This is a genomic window from Aliivibrio fischeri ATCC 7744 = JCM 18803 = DSM 507, from assembly GCF_023983475.1.
Lineage (GTDB): Bacteria > Pseudomonadota > Gammaproteobacteria > Enterobacterales > Vibrionaceae > Aliivibrio > Aliivibrio fischeri.
In genome coordinates this window covers 1,788,901-1,805,981 of the sequence record NZ_CP092712.1, presented here as the reverse complement: position 1 = coordinate 1,805,981, position 17,081 = coordinate 1,788,901, and the positions used below count along the sequence as shown (strand labels likewise).

Below are 17,081 nucleotides of genomic sequence, written 5' to 3'. Positions count from 1 at the left end.
ATCACTTAATCGTGGTGGCCTTATTATTTTCTAAATAGAGATAATGTTTTTTAAAGTTTAGATTCTAAATCAGCCATTACAGATTCTTTATTTTCTAGGTAAGCATCTAAGCCATTTTTTCGCAAATCACACGATGGGCAATCGCCACAACCGTCACCAATCACACCGTTATAACAGGTTAGAGTATGATTACGAACATAGTCTAATTTGCCATACTTATCAGCAAGGGCCCATGTTTCGGCTTTATTTAACCACATTAGTGGTGTTTTAATTTCTAGCTGGCGATCCATACCAAGAACAAGTGATTGGTTAATGGATTTTACGAACTCATCACGACAATCTGGGTAACCTGAGAAATCTGTCTCACAGACACCTGTAATGACGGCTTCAGCGCCTAATTGATACGCATAGATGCCCGCAAGCGTTAAGAAGAGAATATTACGACCGGGAACGAAAGAGTTTGGTAGGCCATTTTCTTGAAGCTCATGAGAAACAGGAATGTTGTCACGAGTAAGTGAACTAACGGCTAATTCATTTAATAAGCCGACATCCATGACTTTATGAGAAGCTGCACCAAGTTCAATAGCGACTTTTTTAGCTACTTCAATCTCTTGATTATGACGTTGGCCATAATCAAAAGTAATACAATGAACATGATCATATTGAGTTAATGCTTGAATTAAACAGGTGGTGGAATCTTGTCCGCCACTAAATACAACGATTGCAGTCGACATAATAATAGGAAATCTCAGTAGAGTTATTTATTGATATTGTAATAAAAAAGCCATCGATAATCGATGGCTTTGCGGTTAATACCAATAAATGGTGTTAAGCCAAACTGACGTTATTATTATAACTTTGCTTTACAGTTGACCTGTTTTCTCAAAATTAGCCAATAGCGCTAAAGTTGGTGTTAAATCACCAATATTATTCGCAACCCACTCATCGTTATAATAGGTATCAAGGTATCGCTCACCACTATCACATAATAGAGTGACAATAGAACCTTTCTCTCCACGTTGTTGCATTTCACAAGCGAGTTGTAATGCACCAAATAGATTAGTACCTGTGGATGCGCCGGCTTTACGTCCAAGAATGCCTTCTAACCAACGTGCAGTAGCGACACTAGCAACATCCGGGATAGTACGCATTTCATCAATAACCCCAGGAATAAAGCTTGGTTCTACGCGAGGGCGACCAATCCCTTCAATTTTACTGCCAGCATCTAATGTTAGATCTTTATTGCCTGTTTTATAGAAATCATGAAAAACGGAATTTTCAGGGTCAACAACACACAGTTTTGTATTGTATTTTTGATAACGGATAAAGCGACCGATCGTTGCTGAAGTGCCACCTGTGCCCGGGTTCATTACAACCCATGTTGGCTCTGGGTGGTCTTCTAATTTCATTTGACGGAAAATACTATCTGCAATGTTGTTGTTACCACGCCAGTCAGTGGCACGCTCAGCATAAGTAAATTGATCCATGTAATGACCATTCAATTCTTCTGCTAAACGGCGAGATTCAGCGTAAATCTCATCAGAACGTTCTACAAAGTGCGCTTGGCCGCCATAAAACTTTATCATTTCAATTTTTTTTGTTGCTGTTTTACGAGGTACAACGGCAATGAATGGCAAACCTAATAAACGCGCAAAATACGCTTCTGATACGGCAGTGCTGCCAGATGATGATTCGATAATTGGTGTGTTTGGACCAATCCAACCGTTAGAAATAGCGTAAAGAAATAGAGAGCGCGCTAAACGGTGTTTAAGGGAACCTGTTGGATGTGTACTTTCATCTTTTAGGTATACATCGATACCTTCAAGCATAGGCAAATCAAGTTTAATAAGATGCGTATCAGCAGAGCGTTGGTAATCTGCTTCAATTTTACGAATAGCGTTATTTATCCAGTTATGATCGGTACACATAATGATTTTCCTTTAAAAGTGACTATGTGAATAATTTACCGCTGTTCGATGAGAAAAACTTTGCTATATTTACTTTATATTAGCAATAAAATAGAAAAATTTTCTACGTTGAGGTTTTTATGGGGAAGCATGAGCTAGATAAGGTGGATACAACTTTACTTTCATTATTGCAAAAAGATTGCACTGTTTCATTACAAGAGTTAGCTGATGCAGTTAATTTAACCACAACGCCGTGTTGGAAGCGATTAAAGAGACTTGAAGAAGAAGGCATTATTGAAAAGAAAGTAGCGTTACTTAATCCTGAAAAACTAGGCTTGAGCTTTAACGCGTTTGTTTTGATTAAAACCTCCAATCATTCACAAGAATGGTATAACCGGTTTGTTGATACGGTGTCAGATTTTCCTGAAGTCATGGAATTTTATCGAATGGCAGGAGAATACGACTATATGATGAAAGTACTTGCTGAAGACATGAAAGCGTTTGACGGGTTTTATAAGAAGTTGGTTAATAGTATTGATGACATATCAAATGTAACCAGTACATTTGCTATGGAGCCGCTGAAATACACGACTGAATTGCCGCTATAATCTTACATTCAAATAAATAGGTCAGGCAACGATAGCCTGACCGATAGAAAAAGAAAGAACGTTTATTTTTTCTTCATTCGCATCACGCCTTCTTGCATAGCAGAAGCAACAAGTTGACCTTTTTGATTGAATATTTCACCTCTTACTAGTCCACGAGAGCCACTTGCATTAGTGCTTTCAATTGAATAAAGCAGCCATTCATCCATTTTAAATGGACGGTGGAACCACATGGAATGATCAATCGTAGCCACTTGGAAGTTCGGTGTTAATAAACTCACTTCATGTGGATGAAGAGCGGTTGGTAAAAAGCCCCAATCAGAAGCATAAGCTAATAAGTATTGATGAATTAATTGATTATCAGGTAATTCACCGTTGGCTTTGATCCATAAATGTTGTGTAGGTGCCGCTTTTTTCGGAGCCAGTGGATTCACAATATTGACAGGGCGAACTTCGATGGGTTTTTCACCACAGAATATTTTTTGTACCGCTGGTGGTAAAACATGTTTGATCGCTTCTGCTAATTGTGTTTCTGATGCAAAGTTTTCGGGGCCTGCGATTTCAGGCATGTGTGATTGGTGCTCAAAACCTGGTTCATCACCATGATAAGAAGCCGTTAAAAGAGAAACAAGATCGTATTTATATTGCTTTTAATAAGCCTGTTGGAATTACTTGTACGACAGAGCGACATGTTGAAGGTAATATTGTTGATTACATTAATCATGAGCAGCGTATTTTTCCTATTGGTCGATTGGATAAACCGTCAGATGGTTTAATATTCTTAACTAATGATGGCGATATTGTAAATAAGATCCTGCGAGCGGGTAACGCCCATGAAAAAGAATATGTGGTTCGTGTTGATAAGCCGATTACTGATGAGTTTTTACAAAAAATGGCTGCGGGTGTACCGATCCTAGATACGGTAACTTTGCCATGTAAGATTAAGCAAGAATCTCGATTTGTATTTCGTATCACTTTGACTCAAGGATTGAATCGTCAAATTCGTAGAATGTGTGAGTACTTAGATTATGAAGTATTCAAATTAAAACGTGTTCGTATTATGAATATTGATTTAGGTAAGCTTGCTTCAGGAGAATGGCGTTATTTAAGTCAAGCTGAGATGGACCACCTAAACGGAATGATTGGTACATCAAGTAAGACAGAAGAAGCGTCTCGCAAAGTAAAAGAAATTGACGGTAAAGTTCGTGTATTGAAAAAAGCGAGTTCAGGAAGAAATCATCACTCAAATAATACGTTTAAAGAAAATCGTCGTGAAAAAGCCAAAGAAGGGCGTTTTAGCAAATCGGCACCTAAGCGTAAAAATGATCGTAAAGAGCAAGGTAAGCCACAATCTGAAATAAAAGTATGGCGACCAAAATAGACCGTTTTTTCAACATGTTAGCTGATTTGTCAGCATTTTGGCGATAAAGTCTACAAACGGAGAGTTAAATACTAATTTTTATTTGACTCTTTTTTTAAATCAGTTACATTAAGCCCCGTAAAGAGATGGCGCCTTGGCAGAGTGGCTATGCAGCGGATTGCAAATCCGTGGACCTCGGTTCGATTCCGGGAGGCGCCTCCATTTCTTTATGTAATGCGACACTAGCTCAGCTGGTAGAGCGCAACCTTGCCAAGGTTGAGGTCACGAGTTCGAACCTCGTGTGTCGCTCCAAATTAAAAATTACTGCAATAGCGGTAATTACAGATGGTGTTTTACTTTTCAGTAATCGGCATCGCAAGAAATTGCGTGCCCTGGTGGTGGAATTGGTAGACACAAGGGATTTAAAATCCCTCGGCGTTCGCGCTGTGCCGGTTCAAGTCCGGCCCGGGGCACCATCTATTAGCTTACTTAAGTAAGCAACTTAAATAAAGAATGGCGCCTTGGCAGAGTGGCTATGCAGCGGATTGCAAATCCGTGGACCTCGGTTCGATTCCGGGAGGCGCCTCCATTTCTTTATGTAATGCGACACTAGCTCAGCTGGTAGAGCGCAACCTTGCCAAGGTTGAGGTCACGAGTTCGAACCTCGTGTGTCGCTCCAAATTTTAAAGTGAGATACGCTGAATGTTCTTTTGTATGAAAGAGCAACCTAAGCAAGGTTGAGGTCACGCCTAAGCCTTGAAGATCGGGAACCTCGTGTGTCGCTCCAAATTGAAAATTATTGCAATAGCGATAATTACAGATGGTGTTTTACTTTTCAGTAATCGGCATCGCAAGAAATTGCGTGCCCTGGTGGTGGAATTGGTAGACACAAGGGATTTAAAATCCCTCGGCGTTCGCGCTGTGCCGGTTCAAGTCCGGCCCGGGGCACCATCTTTTAAGAAGGCTCATCAGAAATGATGAGCCTTTTTTATTCCTGCAAAAGCGTCATTTCACAATAATCCATACAGCTATCTTCATACCTACTTACTATTTGCTTTCATTGTTATCTATTTTTGTTTTAAGCGGATTCTACTCGACACTTTATATGCAACTTATAAAACTGTTATTTAGTATCATGTTATCTCAGCCCTAAAGTTATTTTTTTGTATAAAAACAAAGTAAGTACGTTGTTAGATAAACGATAAAATTACGCATTATTGGTTATCAATTTAAGGGAATAAAATGAGATACCTACAGAAACTTGTATTTACTTTATTAAGTTTATTTTTAGTTGGGTGCGGTGGTAGTGATGACGATGGAGGAGGAGGAACGGCTTCCATAACATTAAATGCCAGCCAAATTACGGCATCTGTATATCAAGGTGATATTTATGAAGTCGATGTTACAGTAAATTATCAAGGCGAAGGTGTATTGGTCGGAATGCCTAAAGGGGTCAATGAAGTCCCTATTTGGCTAGGTGTAGACGAGCAGAGTATAAGCTCAAAGCAAGCTGTCTTTCGAGTTTATTTACATGGAAATATTGATACAGGAGTTTATAACTCAGTATTACGATTTGTGACAGCGTATAACAACGGTAGCGTAGCATATAAAGATGTTCCTATTGAATTAACAATAAAAGAGCCGCTTGTCTTTACCGTAGTTGCTGGAAAGCAAAATGTATCTTTAGAAAGTATGATTTCCGTTTCAGATTCGGGGCCAGTTGAAGGAAACAGTACTTATATTACTTATGGTGCATTTAGTGATTGGGACTGGTTAGATGTTGAAGTTGTTAATAATCAATACAAAGCTAAGATCATAAAAACAGATCTGAGCGTTGGAGAGCATGTCGGATATATTGAGTTTTTAGACCAAAATTATCGCTTTAGAAAAGTGAAAATTGTTTATCTCGTAACAGAACCTGAATTTAATATTGGTAATGTAAACAAGTTAACGATAAATAACGAAACAATAGCATCTGAACTAAATATGACTATCCCTGTTACTCCTACCAGTGAAGGTGTTATATGGAATGTTATTGACTCAAGCTCTATGATCTCTGTTACTCAGAATTTAAATAGTGTCGATATTAGTCTTGAATTTGATCTGTTATCTCAAAATAACGGTATATATCAACAATGGATTGAGTTTGAATACCAATATGGTGACCTACTGTTCCCAAAAACACGTAAAATTGAGTTTGATGTAGAGATAGATTTTACTGATATTCAACAGATTTCTCCGTATGTTCTTTATACATCAGATGAAGTTACCGTAAGAGTCTGGGGTAATAATTTGATGTCATTAACAGAGGAGGACTTCAAAGCATTTACTCCAATTATTCAATCGGTTAATTATATTAGTGATAATGAAGTTGAACTTAATATTAAAGCTAATACAACAGAGCAAGAAATTAACTTTTCTATTGAAAATCGCTTAGATTATTTACGAGGAGAGGCAAAAGTTGTTGTTCGTCATACTCCAGTATTTCCCGTTGCGTCAATAAACTTACCAGAAAACCCAGCATCAAAAGTTATTTATGATTCAGAAAGGGAGCGCTTTTATTTTAGAAGTTACTCAAATTGGACTAATCTATTATATGAAATCTCTCATGACAATGAGCAATGGATAGTCGAGCAAATTGTAGGAGAGAGCCCTAAGGGACTAGCGATTATTGATAATGGTACACAGCTATTAACGTCCAGTGTTGCATGCTCTATGACGAAAATTGATTTGGATACAAAAGTGACTGTGGATGCACCAAGTGTCACACATTGTGGTTACATGGACTTTGGCTTTATTGGCCAATATTACACGGGAGAAACTGTTGTTATTGATACAAATCAATGGCCTAGTATTTACAATTATCCAAATTGGGAATTAGCGACAGTCAATTATCCAAGCGTTTATTCACCGAATGCTATATTGAGTAAGAATGGAACGCACTTAATATGGGCGGACTCAACAGGTATATCTTCTCCAAGAAATGCTTATGTTTATGATGTACGAAATAACAAGTTTAATGAATTGGATACGAATGGTAGTTATGACTTTTATTTAAATTCATTTTCAATTAGCGCTACTGGTGAGCGAGCGTCTTACCAAAATAGCATTTATAATAATGAAGCCATTGTGATTGGAAGTGTTGGATTGAATGATGATATATGGAATCGAACTTTTGTTTCTTTAGATGGGTCATATGCTGCTCATTATGATTTTAGTGAGAGGCAGATAGAAGTGTATGATATTCAATCAAATGAAGGCGTGTTTTTTAAGATAGGTTCGCCATTGGTTGTTAATGAGGAAGCTGTTTATATTAATGAAATACAGTTCTCAGAAGATAATCGTTATATTTTTGTTTTTGCTTCTAACTTAAATGATGAAATTTATAAAATGTATGTATATGAACGATAACAAAAAAATATAATTTAAAGCTCACTATTATAGTGAGCTTTTTTATATAAAAAACATATAGCCGTCTAGATGTAAACATTTCCAAACCGAGTGAGTTACTGTATAATGCGCGCCTTTCTTTCCTATAATCTCATTTTTGCTTCAAGGCGAACACTATGAACCTTTCTGCTAAGACTGTTGTTGTTATTGCTATAGGCGCTGCGCTATATGGTATTGGTGGTTTACCAATGTTTGGTATTCCAGTATTTGCAAACACAACACTAAAACCCGCTATGGCTGTACTGGCGCTATTCTCTGTGCTATATGGTCCAATTGTAGGCTTTCTGGTTGGTTTTATCGGTCACTGGGTGACGGATCTATTTGCTGGTTGGGGCGTTTGGCTTACATGGGTATTAGGCTCGGGTATTGTTGGTATGATTATTGGTTTATTTCCAATCATTACTAAGAACCGAATTGAATCAGGTTTATTTGATAAGAAAGACTTCTTAATTTTCGTTGTATTGGCTTTTTTCGGCAATGTGTTCGGTTATGGTACTTCTGCATTTTTAGATACTATTTTATACGCAGAACCATTTACAAAAGTATTTATGCAACTGTGTATTATCGCAGCAGGTAATACGTTCTTAATCGCAATTGTTGGCTATTTTATTTTAAACAATTTAGCGAAGCGTAAAAAACAAAGTACTAATTTAACAGAGGCGCCATAATTAATGAGCGTAACCTTTTCTAATTTCTCTTTTCGATATGCGTCACAGGATAAACCGACGCTGAAAAATATTAATCTAAGGATAGAGCAAGGTGAAAAGATCCTAATTATAGGACCAAGTGGAAGCGGCAAATCAACATTAGGTCAGTGCCTAAATGGCCTAATTCCGCACACCATTAAAGGTGAATCACAAGGTCAATTGACGATTAATGATACGAATGTATCTGAATGGAAGATTGAGCAGTATACCGAAAATGTCGGTACAGTTTTACAAGATACAGATAGCCAGTTTGTAGGGTTAACTGTGGGCGAAGATATAGCTTTTGCACTTGAAAATCAGATGGTTTCAAGAGCAAAAATGTATCCGATAGTTCGTGATACCGCAAAGATGGTGGATTTAGAGTCATTATTGAAAAAATCTCCCTACGATCTTAGTGGTGGCCAAAAACAACGAGTATCGCTAGGTGGTATTCTTGTCGATGATGTTGATCTTTTATTGTTTGATGAACCTTTAGCGAGTTTAGACCCAAAAACAGGTAAAGCGACAATAGAGATTATCGATGACCTGCATAAAAATAGCGGTAAGACCGTTGTTATTATTGAGCATCGATTAGAAGATGTTCTGCATAGATCGGTTGACCGTATTATTTTAATGGATCAGGGGGAAATTATTGCAGATATGACGCCTGATGCGTTATTGAAATCTCCTTTATTAGAGAAGCATGGTATCCGTGAACCGCTATACATCTCGTTATTAAAACAAACAAATGTTGCTTTGGACGCTTTAAAGCCGATTACGCCATTAAGTGGTGTAAACCCAGTTCAATTTCATAAAGAAGTGACTAACTGGTTTAAAGATGAATGCTTCAATGAATCGTTAGTGGATGCAGAGCAAGCGTTATTAACTATTAAGGATCTAACGTATTCTTATGATGGCGAAGTTAATGCTCTTGAAAATGTCAGTTTTACCGTTAATAAAGGCGAATTCGTTTCTATTCTTGGTAAAAATGGCTCGGGTAAATCAACGATTACTAAATTGATCATGGGAGTTTTGCAACCTGATCAAGGAAGTATCCAGTTAAGCGGCTCTGATTTATCTGAATTGTCTATTTATGAGCGTTCTCAGAAAGTTGGTGTTGTACTGCAAAATCCAAATCACATGATTTCACATCATATGATTTATGATGAAGTTGCTTTCGGCTTAGTTAATAGTGGATTATCTGAAAGTGATATTGAGAAAAAAGTACTTAATGCTTTAGAACTGTGTGGTTTAAGCCGTTTTCGTCATTGGCCAATTGATGCTTTAAGCTATGGTCAGAAAAAACGAGTCACAATCGCTTCAATTTTGGTATTAGAGCCTGAGTTATTAATCCTTGATGAGCCGACTGCTGGACAAGATTACCGTAATTATACGTCTATGCTTGGTTTTATTAATCAGTTAAATAGAGCTCTTGGATTAACCGTTATTATTATTTCACACGATATGCATTTGGTTCTTGAGCATACGACAAGAGCGATTGTTATTGCTGATAGTCATTGTATTGCTGATGAGTCTGTTACACAGGTATTTAGTCAACCAGAGTTGCTAAATAGAGCAAATTTAACAGTAACAAGCTTATTTGAGTTAGCTCAGAAAGTGGATATTGAAAATATTAATGGGTTTATAACACAGTTTATTACTGAAGAGTGTGAGAGTACGAAAAATGTCCACTAAGAAGCAAAGCTTTGGAATTAACTATGTAGATATTGATACATGGTTACATCGTTTAAATGGCGTAACTAAGTTTCTTCTTTTTATCTCTTGGATAACAGTAGTACTAACAACGTTTGATTTACGAATTATTATTCCATTAATTTTATTTGGTTTGTTTTTATTAAAAGAAACAAAAGTACCATACATTGCTTATAAACCGTTACTTATTGGTACATTATCGGTTTTAAGTATGAATGCTGTTTTTATGTTTTTACTTGCACCAAATCAAGGAAATGAATTGATAGGTACAACGACAGAATTGTTTCCTATTTTCGGTAATTATGTCGTTACACAAGAGACACTTTTTTATTTGGTCACGGTAACACTAAAATATTTTAGTATGTTTCCAATTGCATTAGTGTTTGTTTTTACAACGCACCCAACAGAGTTTGCTGCAAGTCTAAATCGAATAGGACTACCTTATAAGATTGCTTATGCCGTGAGCTTAACGCTTCGTTATTTACCGGAAGTGAAAAGCGACTTTGTTAATATTATGCATGCACAGCAAGCACGAGGTGTCGATTTATCAAAAAATGTTTCTGTATTTACGCGAATTAGTAATTTGGCGAAAATCTTAGGCCCATTGATATTCTCAAGCTTAGATCGAGCTGATGAAATATCAAATGCAATGGTATTACGTGGTTTTGGCCGAGGAAAAAGCAGAACTTGGTTTAGCGAAAAAAGTATTACTAAAACAGATAAATTAATAATGCTTAGTTTATTTTTGGTTGTTTCTTTAGCTATTACTAAAAAAATAATGGATACATCATTGTTTTGGTATCCTTTATCTTAATTAAGACAAAAAAAATAGGCGTGCTATACGCCTATTTTTTTATTTTCTAATTGACTAAAATGTTCGATAACATCGCAACTAATATTTTCATGACTAAATACGAGCATGTCGGTCAGTTTATCTACCATCATTTCTGGTTCTAGCTCGCTAAAAATCACATTGTTTACTAATTGTTTTATTAAAATTTCTTCGTGTTCTAGAAAACCGCGGGCGTCTATCTCTGCAGGAATATCGCAAGGTAAACGATCAAACTTTAAAAAAGCCATATTATGATTAACTGAAGAAGTTAACAGCTGTTCAGGGAACCATTCTTCGCCTGTAACGACTTCAATATCATTGCCATGTTCTTTTTGAATGCTTTGTAAATTTTGAATCAATTCTGAAATTTTCACGTTAATTTCTCAAGGCGATGATTTATATTTTTTAATAACGACACTATACTCAAATTATAAAGTTGATTGAATTGTTTTTTTACTTCAATTGCTTATCTATTCATCACATATATCAAAATTTATTCATCTAGAGAGCTATTTTGTCTAATCTTTTTTATTTTCAAAAAAAATCATTGAACTGGATATTTTCATTTTTATTTATGAGTTTTTTCTCTGTTGCAGAAGAAACTAAAAATACAAATGAAGAATCATTAGAAACTGAAAAGAACTGGGGTATTGCTGGGGTAATTAGAACAGCAAGTATTCCTTATGAAACTGAATCAGAAACAGTTTCAACCTTCATTCCAATGATGTTTTTTGAAAATGAATACGTGTTTATAAATGGCATGGAAGGTGGAGTTTATATTTATGAAGCGAGCGATTGGCAATTTAGTGCTTTAATGAGGTTACGTTATTTTGATTTGCCAAAAGAAGTGCAGAATAAAGCTGGTGGAGATGTTGTTGATACTGGCCTTCAAGCGCGTTATCAAATAAATGATGAATGGTTTTTTGATTCAGAAGTAATGGTAGATCCTGAGTTTCGTTCCTATTTGAATTTTAAGTTAGGGGCTGAAATTAGTTCTGGTGATTGGTGGTTTAATCCAACAATCGAAACTCGATTTAAAGAAGCTGAGTTTAACAATTACTATTACGGCCTGAGTGATGATTCTAACCAAAGTATTGGTTCGGGAATTGATTTTAAAGCTGGCTTTATGTCTCGCTACCACGTAATTTCAAATCTTTACCTTCTTGGCGGAACTTATGTTTCTCGATTAGACGCCAATGCATACGATAGTCAATATATTGATAATCGTTGGGAGTATGAATATTTTCTTGGTGTCGGTTTCTTTGCTGAAGAAGGCAAACCAACAAGAAAAAATATTGGTAATAAACCTTATTTGAGAGTTGCTCATGGATGGGCAACACCATCTAATATTGGTGATATTATTCGTTTAGATTCAGAAAAAGATCCGCATAATAACCAAATGACTTCGGTATTTTATGGTTTACCTCTGACTGATGAGTTGTTTTCACTTCCTCTTGATCTATATTTAACCCCTGGCTATGTCCAACACTGGAAATCAGATGTTCAGAATTTTAGTTCAGAATTTGTTGTTGCCATAAAAGCTTATGCAACAATCCCTTGGCCTACGAAATGGCGCTTTGGTGTAGCGGAGGGATTATCATACATCAATCACGTATCTTATATAGAACAAACAGAGATGGATAGAAAAGGATATAGAGAAAGTAAATTATTAAATTATTTAGATTTTTCTTTTGATATTAATTTGGGCGATCTTTTCAATAAAAGAGAATGGGACAGTGTCTGGTTAGGATATAGCATTCATCATCGTTCTGCTATTTTTGAAAATTCATCACAATACGGAAGAATTAAAGGTGGAAGTAATTACAATTCAGTTTACTTACAATTTGACTTATAAGTTTAATTTCTATCCTCATCTTTAAGATAAGCGCCTAAACAGGCGCTTTTTTATTGATTGCATTTTTTAGAGTGCGTGACAAAAATATGGCGAGTAGACGGTTTAATGACATTTAAATCAATGAGTTATATTTACTGTGTGAATGTGCTTATTGTTTTTTGAACTACATCATAAAATAGAATGTAAGTTCTTCTTTTCGTGATATATCGTATTTTTATTTCTTTGCAATGAAAAATAAGTGGGGTATTATTTTTTTTGGAATGAAGATCAAAATAATTAAGAGTTTGCGTAAAGGATTACTATGAGAATTTTTCAAAAAATTGCAGTGGTGATGTTGATACTGTCGATTGGCATTCTTGTCTGGTATCACTTTGATGGTGACTCGAAAACATTAACCATCAGCCCCGAAAAATATCAATATTTTGCAACAGATGACCGAAAAGTTGGTGGTATTAGTGATTCCGTTTTAGTTCAAACCAATAATAAACCGACGATTAAGTGCGATCTTAAACAAGGTAATTATGCTTGGCCATACTGCGAAGCTGCAATTCATTTATCAGACAGTATGTTTGAAGGGATTGATCTTTCCGATTATTCAAAGCTTGTTTTAGATATTGATTATAAAAACTCGGATCCAAATGGGCGTTTACGTGTTTATTTACGTAATAGTAATCCTGCATACACTAAACGTAATGACGCTGCATCGTTGAAATTTAATGGGATTGAGTATGAACCAGGTTTTAATACCGGTCCTAAAGAAATTAGCTTATCAGATTTTCAAGTGCTAACTTGGTGGATTGCAGATTATAAAGTTGCTGTAGAACATGCTTCTCCTGAGTTTTCGAATGTTTCAATCATTGAAATAGCAACAGCTTCAGGTGTAAACGAAGGTCATTTCGAAATGACCATAAACAGTATTGAATTACGAGGTGTTTGGATTAAAGAAACAACCTTATTAAAAACGATTCTAGGGGCATGGCTTGTTGCTATTATTGCTTATGTTTTGTATGAACAGCGTGCATTGAATAAGCGATTAAAAGCCAGTACTTACCGTGAAAGCCGCTTACGTAAACTGAATGATACATTAAAAGAGAAAAATGTAGAGTTTGCAGAATTAGCTCATCGAGATTCTTTAACTGGTGCTCGTAACCGTAACGCGGTTCGTGATTGGTTAGAGCGTATGTCACAACAAGTTCGTTGGGGTAAACAGACTTTTTCTGTAATTTATATAGATATTGATTTCTTTAAAAAAGTGAATGATGACTTAGGGCATCAAACAGGTGATGATATTTTACGAGAGTTTGTTTTAGTTATTACTGGAGCAATTAAAAGTACTGATTTTTTGGTTCGTTGGGGAGGGGAAGAGTTTATCGTATTTTCTCCAAATAATGATCTTCAACAGGCAGAAGAAAAAGCGGAACATATACGTCGTACTGTAGAGCATCATTTATGGTGTCACAATGAACGCTTAACTTGCAGTCTTGGTGTTGCTGAAATGAAAGATGAACGGATTACTGAAGTTATTGCACGTGCTGATGATGCTTTATTTAAAGCAAAAAATGCAGGGCGAAATAATGTAAAAGCCAGTTCTAATATTGTTAAGCCAGTTTCAAATATACATTATATGAATTAAATAAAAACCCTAGCTAATGAGGCTAGGGTTTTTTATATCTAATGGGTTCTGGATAATTATTCTTTAGGAAGGGATCTGTGGTCAATTGGCTCTTTAGGTCCAAGGAATTTAGGTTGTACATTAAAAATATACAAATCTAATACGGCTTTGGTTCTTGCTAATACTTCTCTAAACCTAATTTTTGTATTCGCCCATCCTGAAGGGGATGGAACCACTAAACAAACCGTGTCCATATCAAAATGATTCGCAATGAAAACAGCTCGTTGGCAGTGAAATTGTTGTGAAACTATCGTCAAGCTGTTTGCATCAAAAATTTCTTTTGCTCGCTGAACTGAATCTAGAGTACGAAACCCTGCATAGTCTAATGTTATTCTATCTTCAGGTATTCCTGCTTTTAATAGATCACGCTTCATTGTCCACGGTTCATTATATGAACGATGGGCATTATCGCCACTGAGTAAAAAATGAGATACTTTATTCTGTTTAAATAATTCGATTGCCGCGTCTATACGGTATTGATAATAAGGGTTTAGTGTACGACGAATGTACTTACTTGTACCAAGAACCAGAGCCGTTTCTTGCTCTGGTAGAGCCTTAACTTGCTTATAAAGTTGCGATTGAGTCGATAGTGACATATAGATATCTGGAGCCAAAATAGCCGATGTAGCAATGATAGCCACTACCAATACTATTTTTATCCATTTCTTAAATGTCTCTATTTTTAAAACTACCATTATCCCTCAACTTTAATGAATCATGATCATACTTGACGATTTTTTTGTGCCCATATACCGATAATAATAAAGGTCGAAAAAACAATAGCAAGCATAAAAGCAGGTTGTATAGAACGCAAAGCAGATGTGAGAAATGGAGAAGCTTTTACAATCAATAATCCATAGCCAAAAGCGTTAATGCCAATAAAAGCACAAGTACGAATTAAAAAATGTTTTCCTGCTAAAAAAGCCCTTAGGGCACGGTTAATATCGCCGCCAAGCATCACGAGTGCACAAGCAATCATAGCTACTGAGATATCAGATAAATAGGGAGTAAGGTAACTGCCTAAGGTATTAAAAAAAGAAAGTATTTGGTTCATAAGGTATACACGATTATTTATTCATAATAAATATATCGGCTAAGCTCAGTAAAAGTTGAAAAAAAACCAGAGTAATAATTACTCTGGTTTATAGTGAAATCAGTTACTTATTAGAATGCTGTTCGTTTATAACGGCGGTAAACTGGTTTCCAGAAGTAGCTTTCAATTTTTTGATGAAGGGCTTCATCTGTAATTTCAAGTGCGTGGCCTTGTTCAATAGCTTTTTTAGCTACAGCAAATGCGATTCGTTTCGATACGCTGTGAATTTCTTCCAGTGGTGGAAGTAATGCGCCAGTACCGTTAATTGCAAGTGGTGAACATTCAGCAAGAGCACGGCTTGATTCCATCAGCATTTCATCGGTAACGCGAGTTGCTTTAATTGCAAGTACGCCTAAACCAATACCTGGGAAAATAAAGCTATTGTTACATTGAGCAATTGGATAAGTCTGACCATTGTGTGATACAGGATCAAACGGGCTTCCCGTTGCGACTAGCGCTTGACCATTAGTCCAACGGATAATATCGTTTGGAGTTGCTTCAACACGGCTTGTCGGATTTGATAGAGGGAAAACAATCGGACGTTCACAATGTTTATGCATCTCTTGGATCACTTCTTTACTAAATAAGCCAGGAGCACCAGATACGCCGATTAATACGGTTGGTTTTGCATTACGCATAACATCGACAAGTGAGAAGTTAGGTTCCTCAGAAACCCAATCTTTTGTATTTTCAGCTTTTTGTACAAGACGTTGTTGGAAATCTAATAGATTAGGCATTCCTTCTTGCAGTAGACCCCAACGGTCAACCATATATACTTGCGAGCGTGCTTGAGCATCTGAAATGCCTTCAGAGACCATTTGTGCAATGATTGCTTCAGCAATGCCACAGCCAGCCGAGCCAGCTCCTAGGAATGTTACACGTTGTTCTGATAGAGAGCTGCCTGCAGCTTTACAAGCAGCAAGTAATGAACCAACAGTAACCGCTGCAGTACCTTGAATATCATCATTAAAACAACAAATGCGATTTTTGTAGCGCTCAAGAAGAGGCATTGCATTTTTTTGTGCAAAATCTTCAAACTGAACAAGCGCTTCAGGCCAACGGCGTTGAACTGCTTGGATGAAATCTTCAACAAAATCTGCGTATTCATCACCAGTAATACGAGGGTGACGCCAACCCATATACATAGGATCAGCAAGGCGTTGCGGGTTATTTGTGCCTACATCAAGAACGATAGGTAATGTATGAGCAGGACTGATACCACCACATGCTGTATATAATGCAAGCTTCCCGATAGGGATCCCCATGCCGCCAATACCCTGATCACCAAGACCAAGAATACGTTCACCATCAGTAACTACGATTACTTTTACGTTTTGGTTAGCCGCGTTATTTAATAAATCATCGATGCGGTTTTTGTTTTCATAAGAGATAAACAAACCACGACCACGACGGTAAATGTTTGAGAAGTTCTCACAAGCAGCGCCTACCGTTGGCGTATAAATGATAGGCATCATTTCACTAATGTGGTTTTGTACTAAACGGTAGAAAAGTGTTTCGTTTGTATCTTGAATATTGCGCAGGTAAATGTGCTTATCCATATCATTTTCAAAGCTCTGATATTGCTTATAAGCACGGCCTGTTTGTTCTTCAATACTCTCAATAGCCTCAGGAAGCAAACCTTCTAAGTTAAAATATTTACGCTCTGTAGTACTGAATGCGCTACCTTTATTGAGTAGAGGAGTACTTAGAAGTGCAGGACCTGCATAAGGGATATATAGGGGACGTTTATTGTTATTCATCGTTAGGCTTCTTCAAATCGAGAATGAACCACAGATCCTATGCCTACTTTAAGCAAATATCAAAGCGTGATTGAAAATAAAGTGCGAATAGAGTCATGTTTTTATCAATCAAATCCGCTAAAGTAGTGAAATATTCTATTATCTATCG

Annotated in this window: 14 protein-coding genes, 6 tRNA genes and 1 pseudogene; 14 read left to right on the top strand and 7 right to left on the bottom strand. The window is 36.6% G+C overall.

Features of this window, described 5'->3' with window-relative positions:
- Window positions 1-50: 50 nt before the first annotated feature.
- Both queC and AVFI_RS08310 read right to left on the bottom strand, forming a co-directional pair.
- Complete coding sequence (gene queC, locus AVFI_RS08315; protein ID WP_063664426.1) at window positions 51-734, bottom strand: 7-cyano-7-deazaguanine synthase QueC; 684 nt, start codon at window positions 732-734, stop codon at window positions 51-53.
- Window positions 735-863: 129 nt separating this feature from the next.
- Entirely contained in the window at window positions 864-1,928 is a 1,065-nt protein-coding gene (locus AVFI_RS08310) for a PLP-dependent cysteine synthase family protein (protein WP_054776306.1), read from the bottom strand.
- A 119-nt stretch (window positions 1,929-2,047) separates the two neighbouring features.
- Between AVFI_RS08310 and AVFI_RS08305 the strand changes: the two genes are divergently transcribed.
- The gene (locus tag AVFI_RS08305) at window positions 2,048-2,515 is read left to right on the top strand and encodes an Lrp/AsnC family transcriptional regulator (protein WP_005419827.1); all 468 of its coding nucleotides are present in this window, start codon (window positions 2,048-2,050) and stop codon (window positions 2,513-2,515) included.
- Window positions 2,516-2,577: 62 nt separating this feature from the next.
- Here AVFI_RS08305 and AVFI_RS08300 read toward each other — a convergent pair.
- A pseudogene (locus tag AVFI_RS08300) lies at window positions 2,578-3,132 on the bottom strand (acyl-CoA thioesterase II); the annotation flags it as partial.
- Between AVFI_RS08300 and AVFI_RS08295 the strand changes: the two are divergent.
- From AVFI_RS08295 to AVFI_RS08245, 11 genes are all read left to right on the top strand, one after another.
- Window positions 3,084-3,893, top strand: coding sequence for a pseudouridine synthase (locus AVFI_RS08295; protein WP_236783585.1), 810 nt, complete (start codon window positions 3,084-3,086; stop codon window positions 3,891-3,893). The pseudogene AVFI_RS08300 and the gene AVFI_RS08295 overlap by 49 nt on opposite strands.
- Window positions 3,894-4,020: 127 nt before the next feature.
- Window positions 4,021-4,094 (top strand) — tRNA-Cys (locus AVFI_RS08290).
- Between the two features lie 14 nt (window positions 4,095-4,108).
- Window positions 4,109-4,184, top strand: a tRNA-Gly gene (locus tag AVFI_RS08285).
- A gap of 77 nt (window positions 4,185-4,261) precedes the next feature.
- Window positions 4,262-4,348, top strand: a tRNA-Leu gene (locus AVFI_RS08280).
- A 39-nt stretch (window positions 4,349-4,387) separates the two neighbouring features.
- A tRNA-Cys gene (locus tag AVFI_RS08275) sits at window positions 4,388-4,461 on the top strand.
- Window positions 4,462-4,475: 14 nt separating this feature from the next.
- Window positions 4,476-4,551: transfer RNA gene (locus AVFI_RS08270), tRNA-Gly, on the top strand.
- A 185-nt stretch (window positions 4,552-4,736) separates the two neighbouring features.
- A tRNA-Leu gene (locus tag AVFI_RS08265) sits at window positions 4,737-4,823 on the top strand.
- Between the two features lie 291 nt (window positions 4,824-5,114).
- Window positions 5,115-7,283: a hypothetical protein gene (locus AVFI_RS08260; protein ID WP_054775999.1), complete on the top strand. Its 2,169-nt coding sequence runs from the start codon at window positions 5,115-5,117 to the stop codon at window positions 7,281-7,283.
- Between the two features lie 155 nt (window positions 7,284-7,438).
- Window positions 7,439-7,990: an ECF-type riboflavin transporter substrate-binding protein gene (locus AVFI_RS08255; RefSeq protein ID WP_005419808.1), complete on the top strand. Its 552-nt coding sequence runs from the start codon at window positions 7,439-7,441 to the stop codon at window positions 7,988-7,990.
- Window positions 7,991-7,993: 3 nt separating this feature from the next.
- On the top strand, window positions 7,994-9,703 hold the full coding sequence (locus AVFI_RS08250; protein WP_069581955.1) for an ABC transporter ATP-binding protein: 1,710 nt from the start codon (window positions 7,994-7,996) through the stop codon (window positions 9,701-9,703).
- Entirely contained in the window at window positions 9,693-10,535 is an 843-nt protein-coding gene (locus AVFI_RS08245) for an energy-coupling factor transporter transmembrane component T family protein (protein WP_017018525.1), read from the top strand. The genes AVFI_RS08250 and AVFI_RS08245 overlap by 11 nt, the downstream gene beginning before the upstream one ends.
- Before the next feature lie 23 nt (window positions 10,536-10,558).
- On the opposite strand, the gene AVFI_RS08240 is transcribed toward AVFI_RS08245, so the two are convergent.
- Window positions 10,559-10,927, bottom strand: coding sequence for a VC1380 family protein (locus AVFI_RS08240; protein ID WP_011262138.1), 369 nt, complete (start codon window positions 10,925-10,927; stop codon window positions 10,559-10,561).
- A 200-nt stretch (window positions 10,928-11,127) separates the two neighbouring features.
- Here AVFI_RS08240 and AVFI_RS08235 point away from each other — a divergent pair, with 200 nt between their 5' ends.
- Both AVFI_RS08235 and AVFI_RS08230 read left to right on the top strand, forming a co-directional pair.
- A complete protein-coding gene (locus AVFI_RS08235; RefSeq protein WP_069581953.1) occupies window positions 11,128-12,408 on the top strand; it encodes a MipA/OmpV family protein in 1,281 nt (426 codons plus the stop codon).
- A gap of 301 nt (window positions 12,409-12,709) precedes the next feature.
- Complete coding sequence (locus AVFI_RS08230) at window positions 12,710-14,041, top strand: GGDEF domain-containing protein (protein ID WP_155663080.1); 1,332 nt, start codon at window positions 12,710-12,712, stop codon at window positions 14,039-14,041.
- 56 nt (window positions 14,042-14,097) lie between these two features.
- Here AVFI_RS08230 and AVFI_RS08225 read toward each other — a convergent pair whose 3' ends face one another.
- From AVFI_RS08225 to AVFI_RS08215, 3 genes are all read right to left on the bottom strand, one after another.
- Entirely contained in the window at window positions 14,098-14,775 is a 678-nt protein-coding gene (locus tag AVFI_RS08225; protein ID WP_054775998.1) for a SanA/YdcF family protein, read from the bottom strand.
- A 26-nt stretch (window positions 14,776-14,801) separates the two neighbouring features.
- The gene (locus AVFI_RS08220; protein ID WP_011262134.1) at window positions 14,802-15,134 is read right to left on the bottom strand and encodes a DUF3392 domain-containing protein; all 333 of its coding nucleotides are present in this window, start codon (window positions 15,132-15,134) and stop codon (window positions 14,802-14,804) included.
- A 110-nt stretch (window positions 15,135-15,244) separates the two neighbouring features.
- Window positions 15,245-16,933 (bottom strand): NAD-dependent malic enzyme, encoded by a 1,689-nt coding sequence (locus AVFI_RS08215; protein ID WP_065598070.1) that lies wholly within the window; start codon window positions 16,931-16,933, stop codon window positions 15,245-15,247.
- Window positions 16,934-17,081 lie beyond the last annotated feature (148 nt).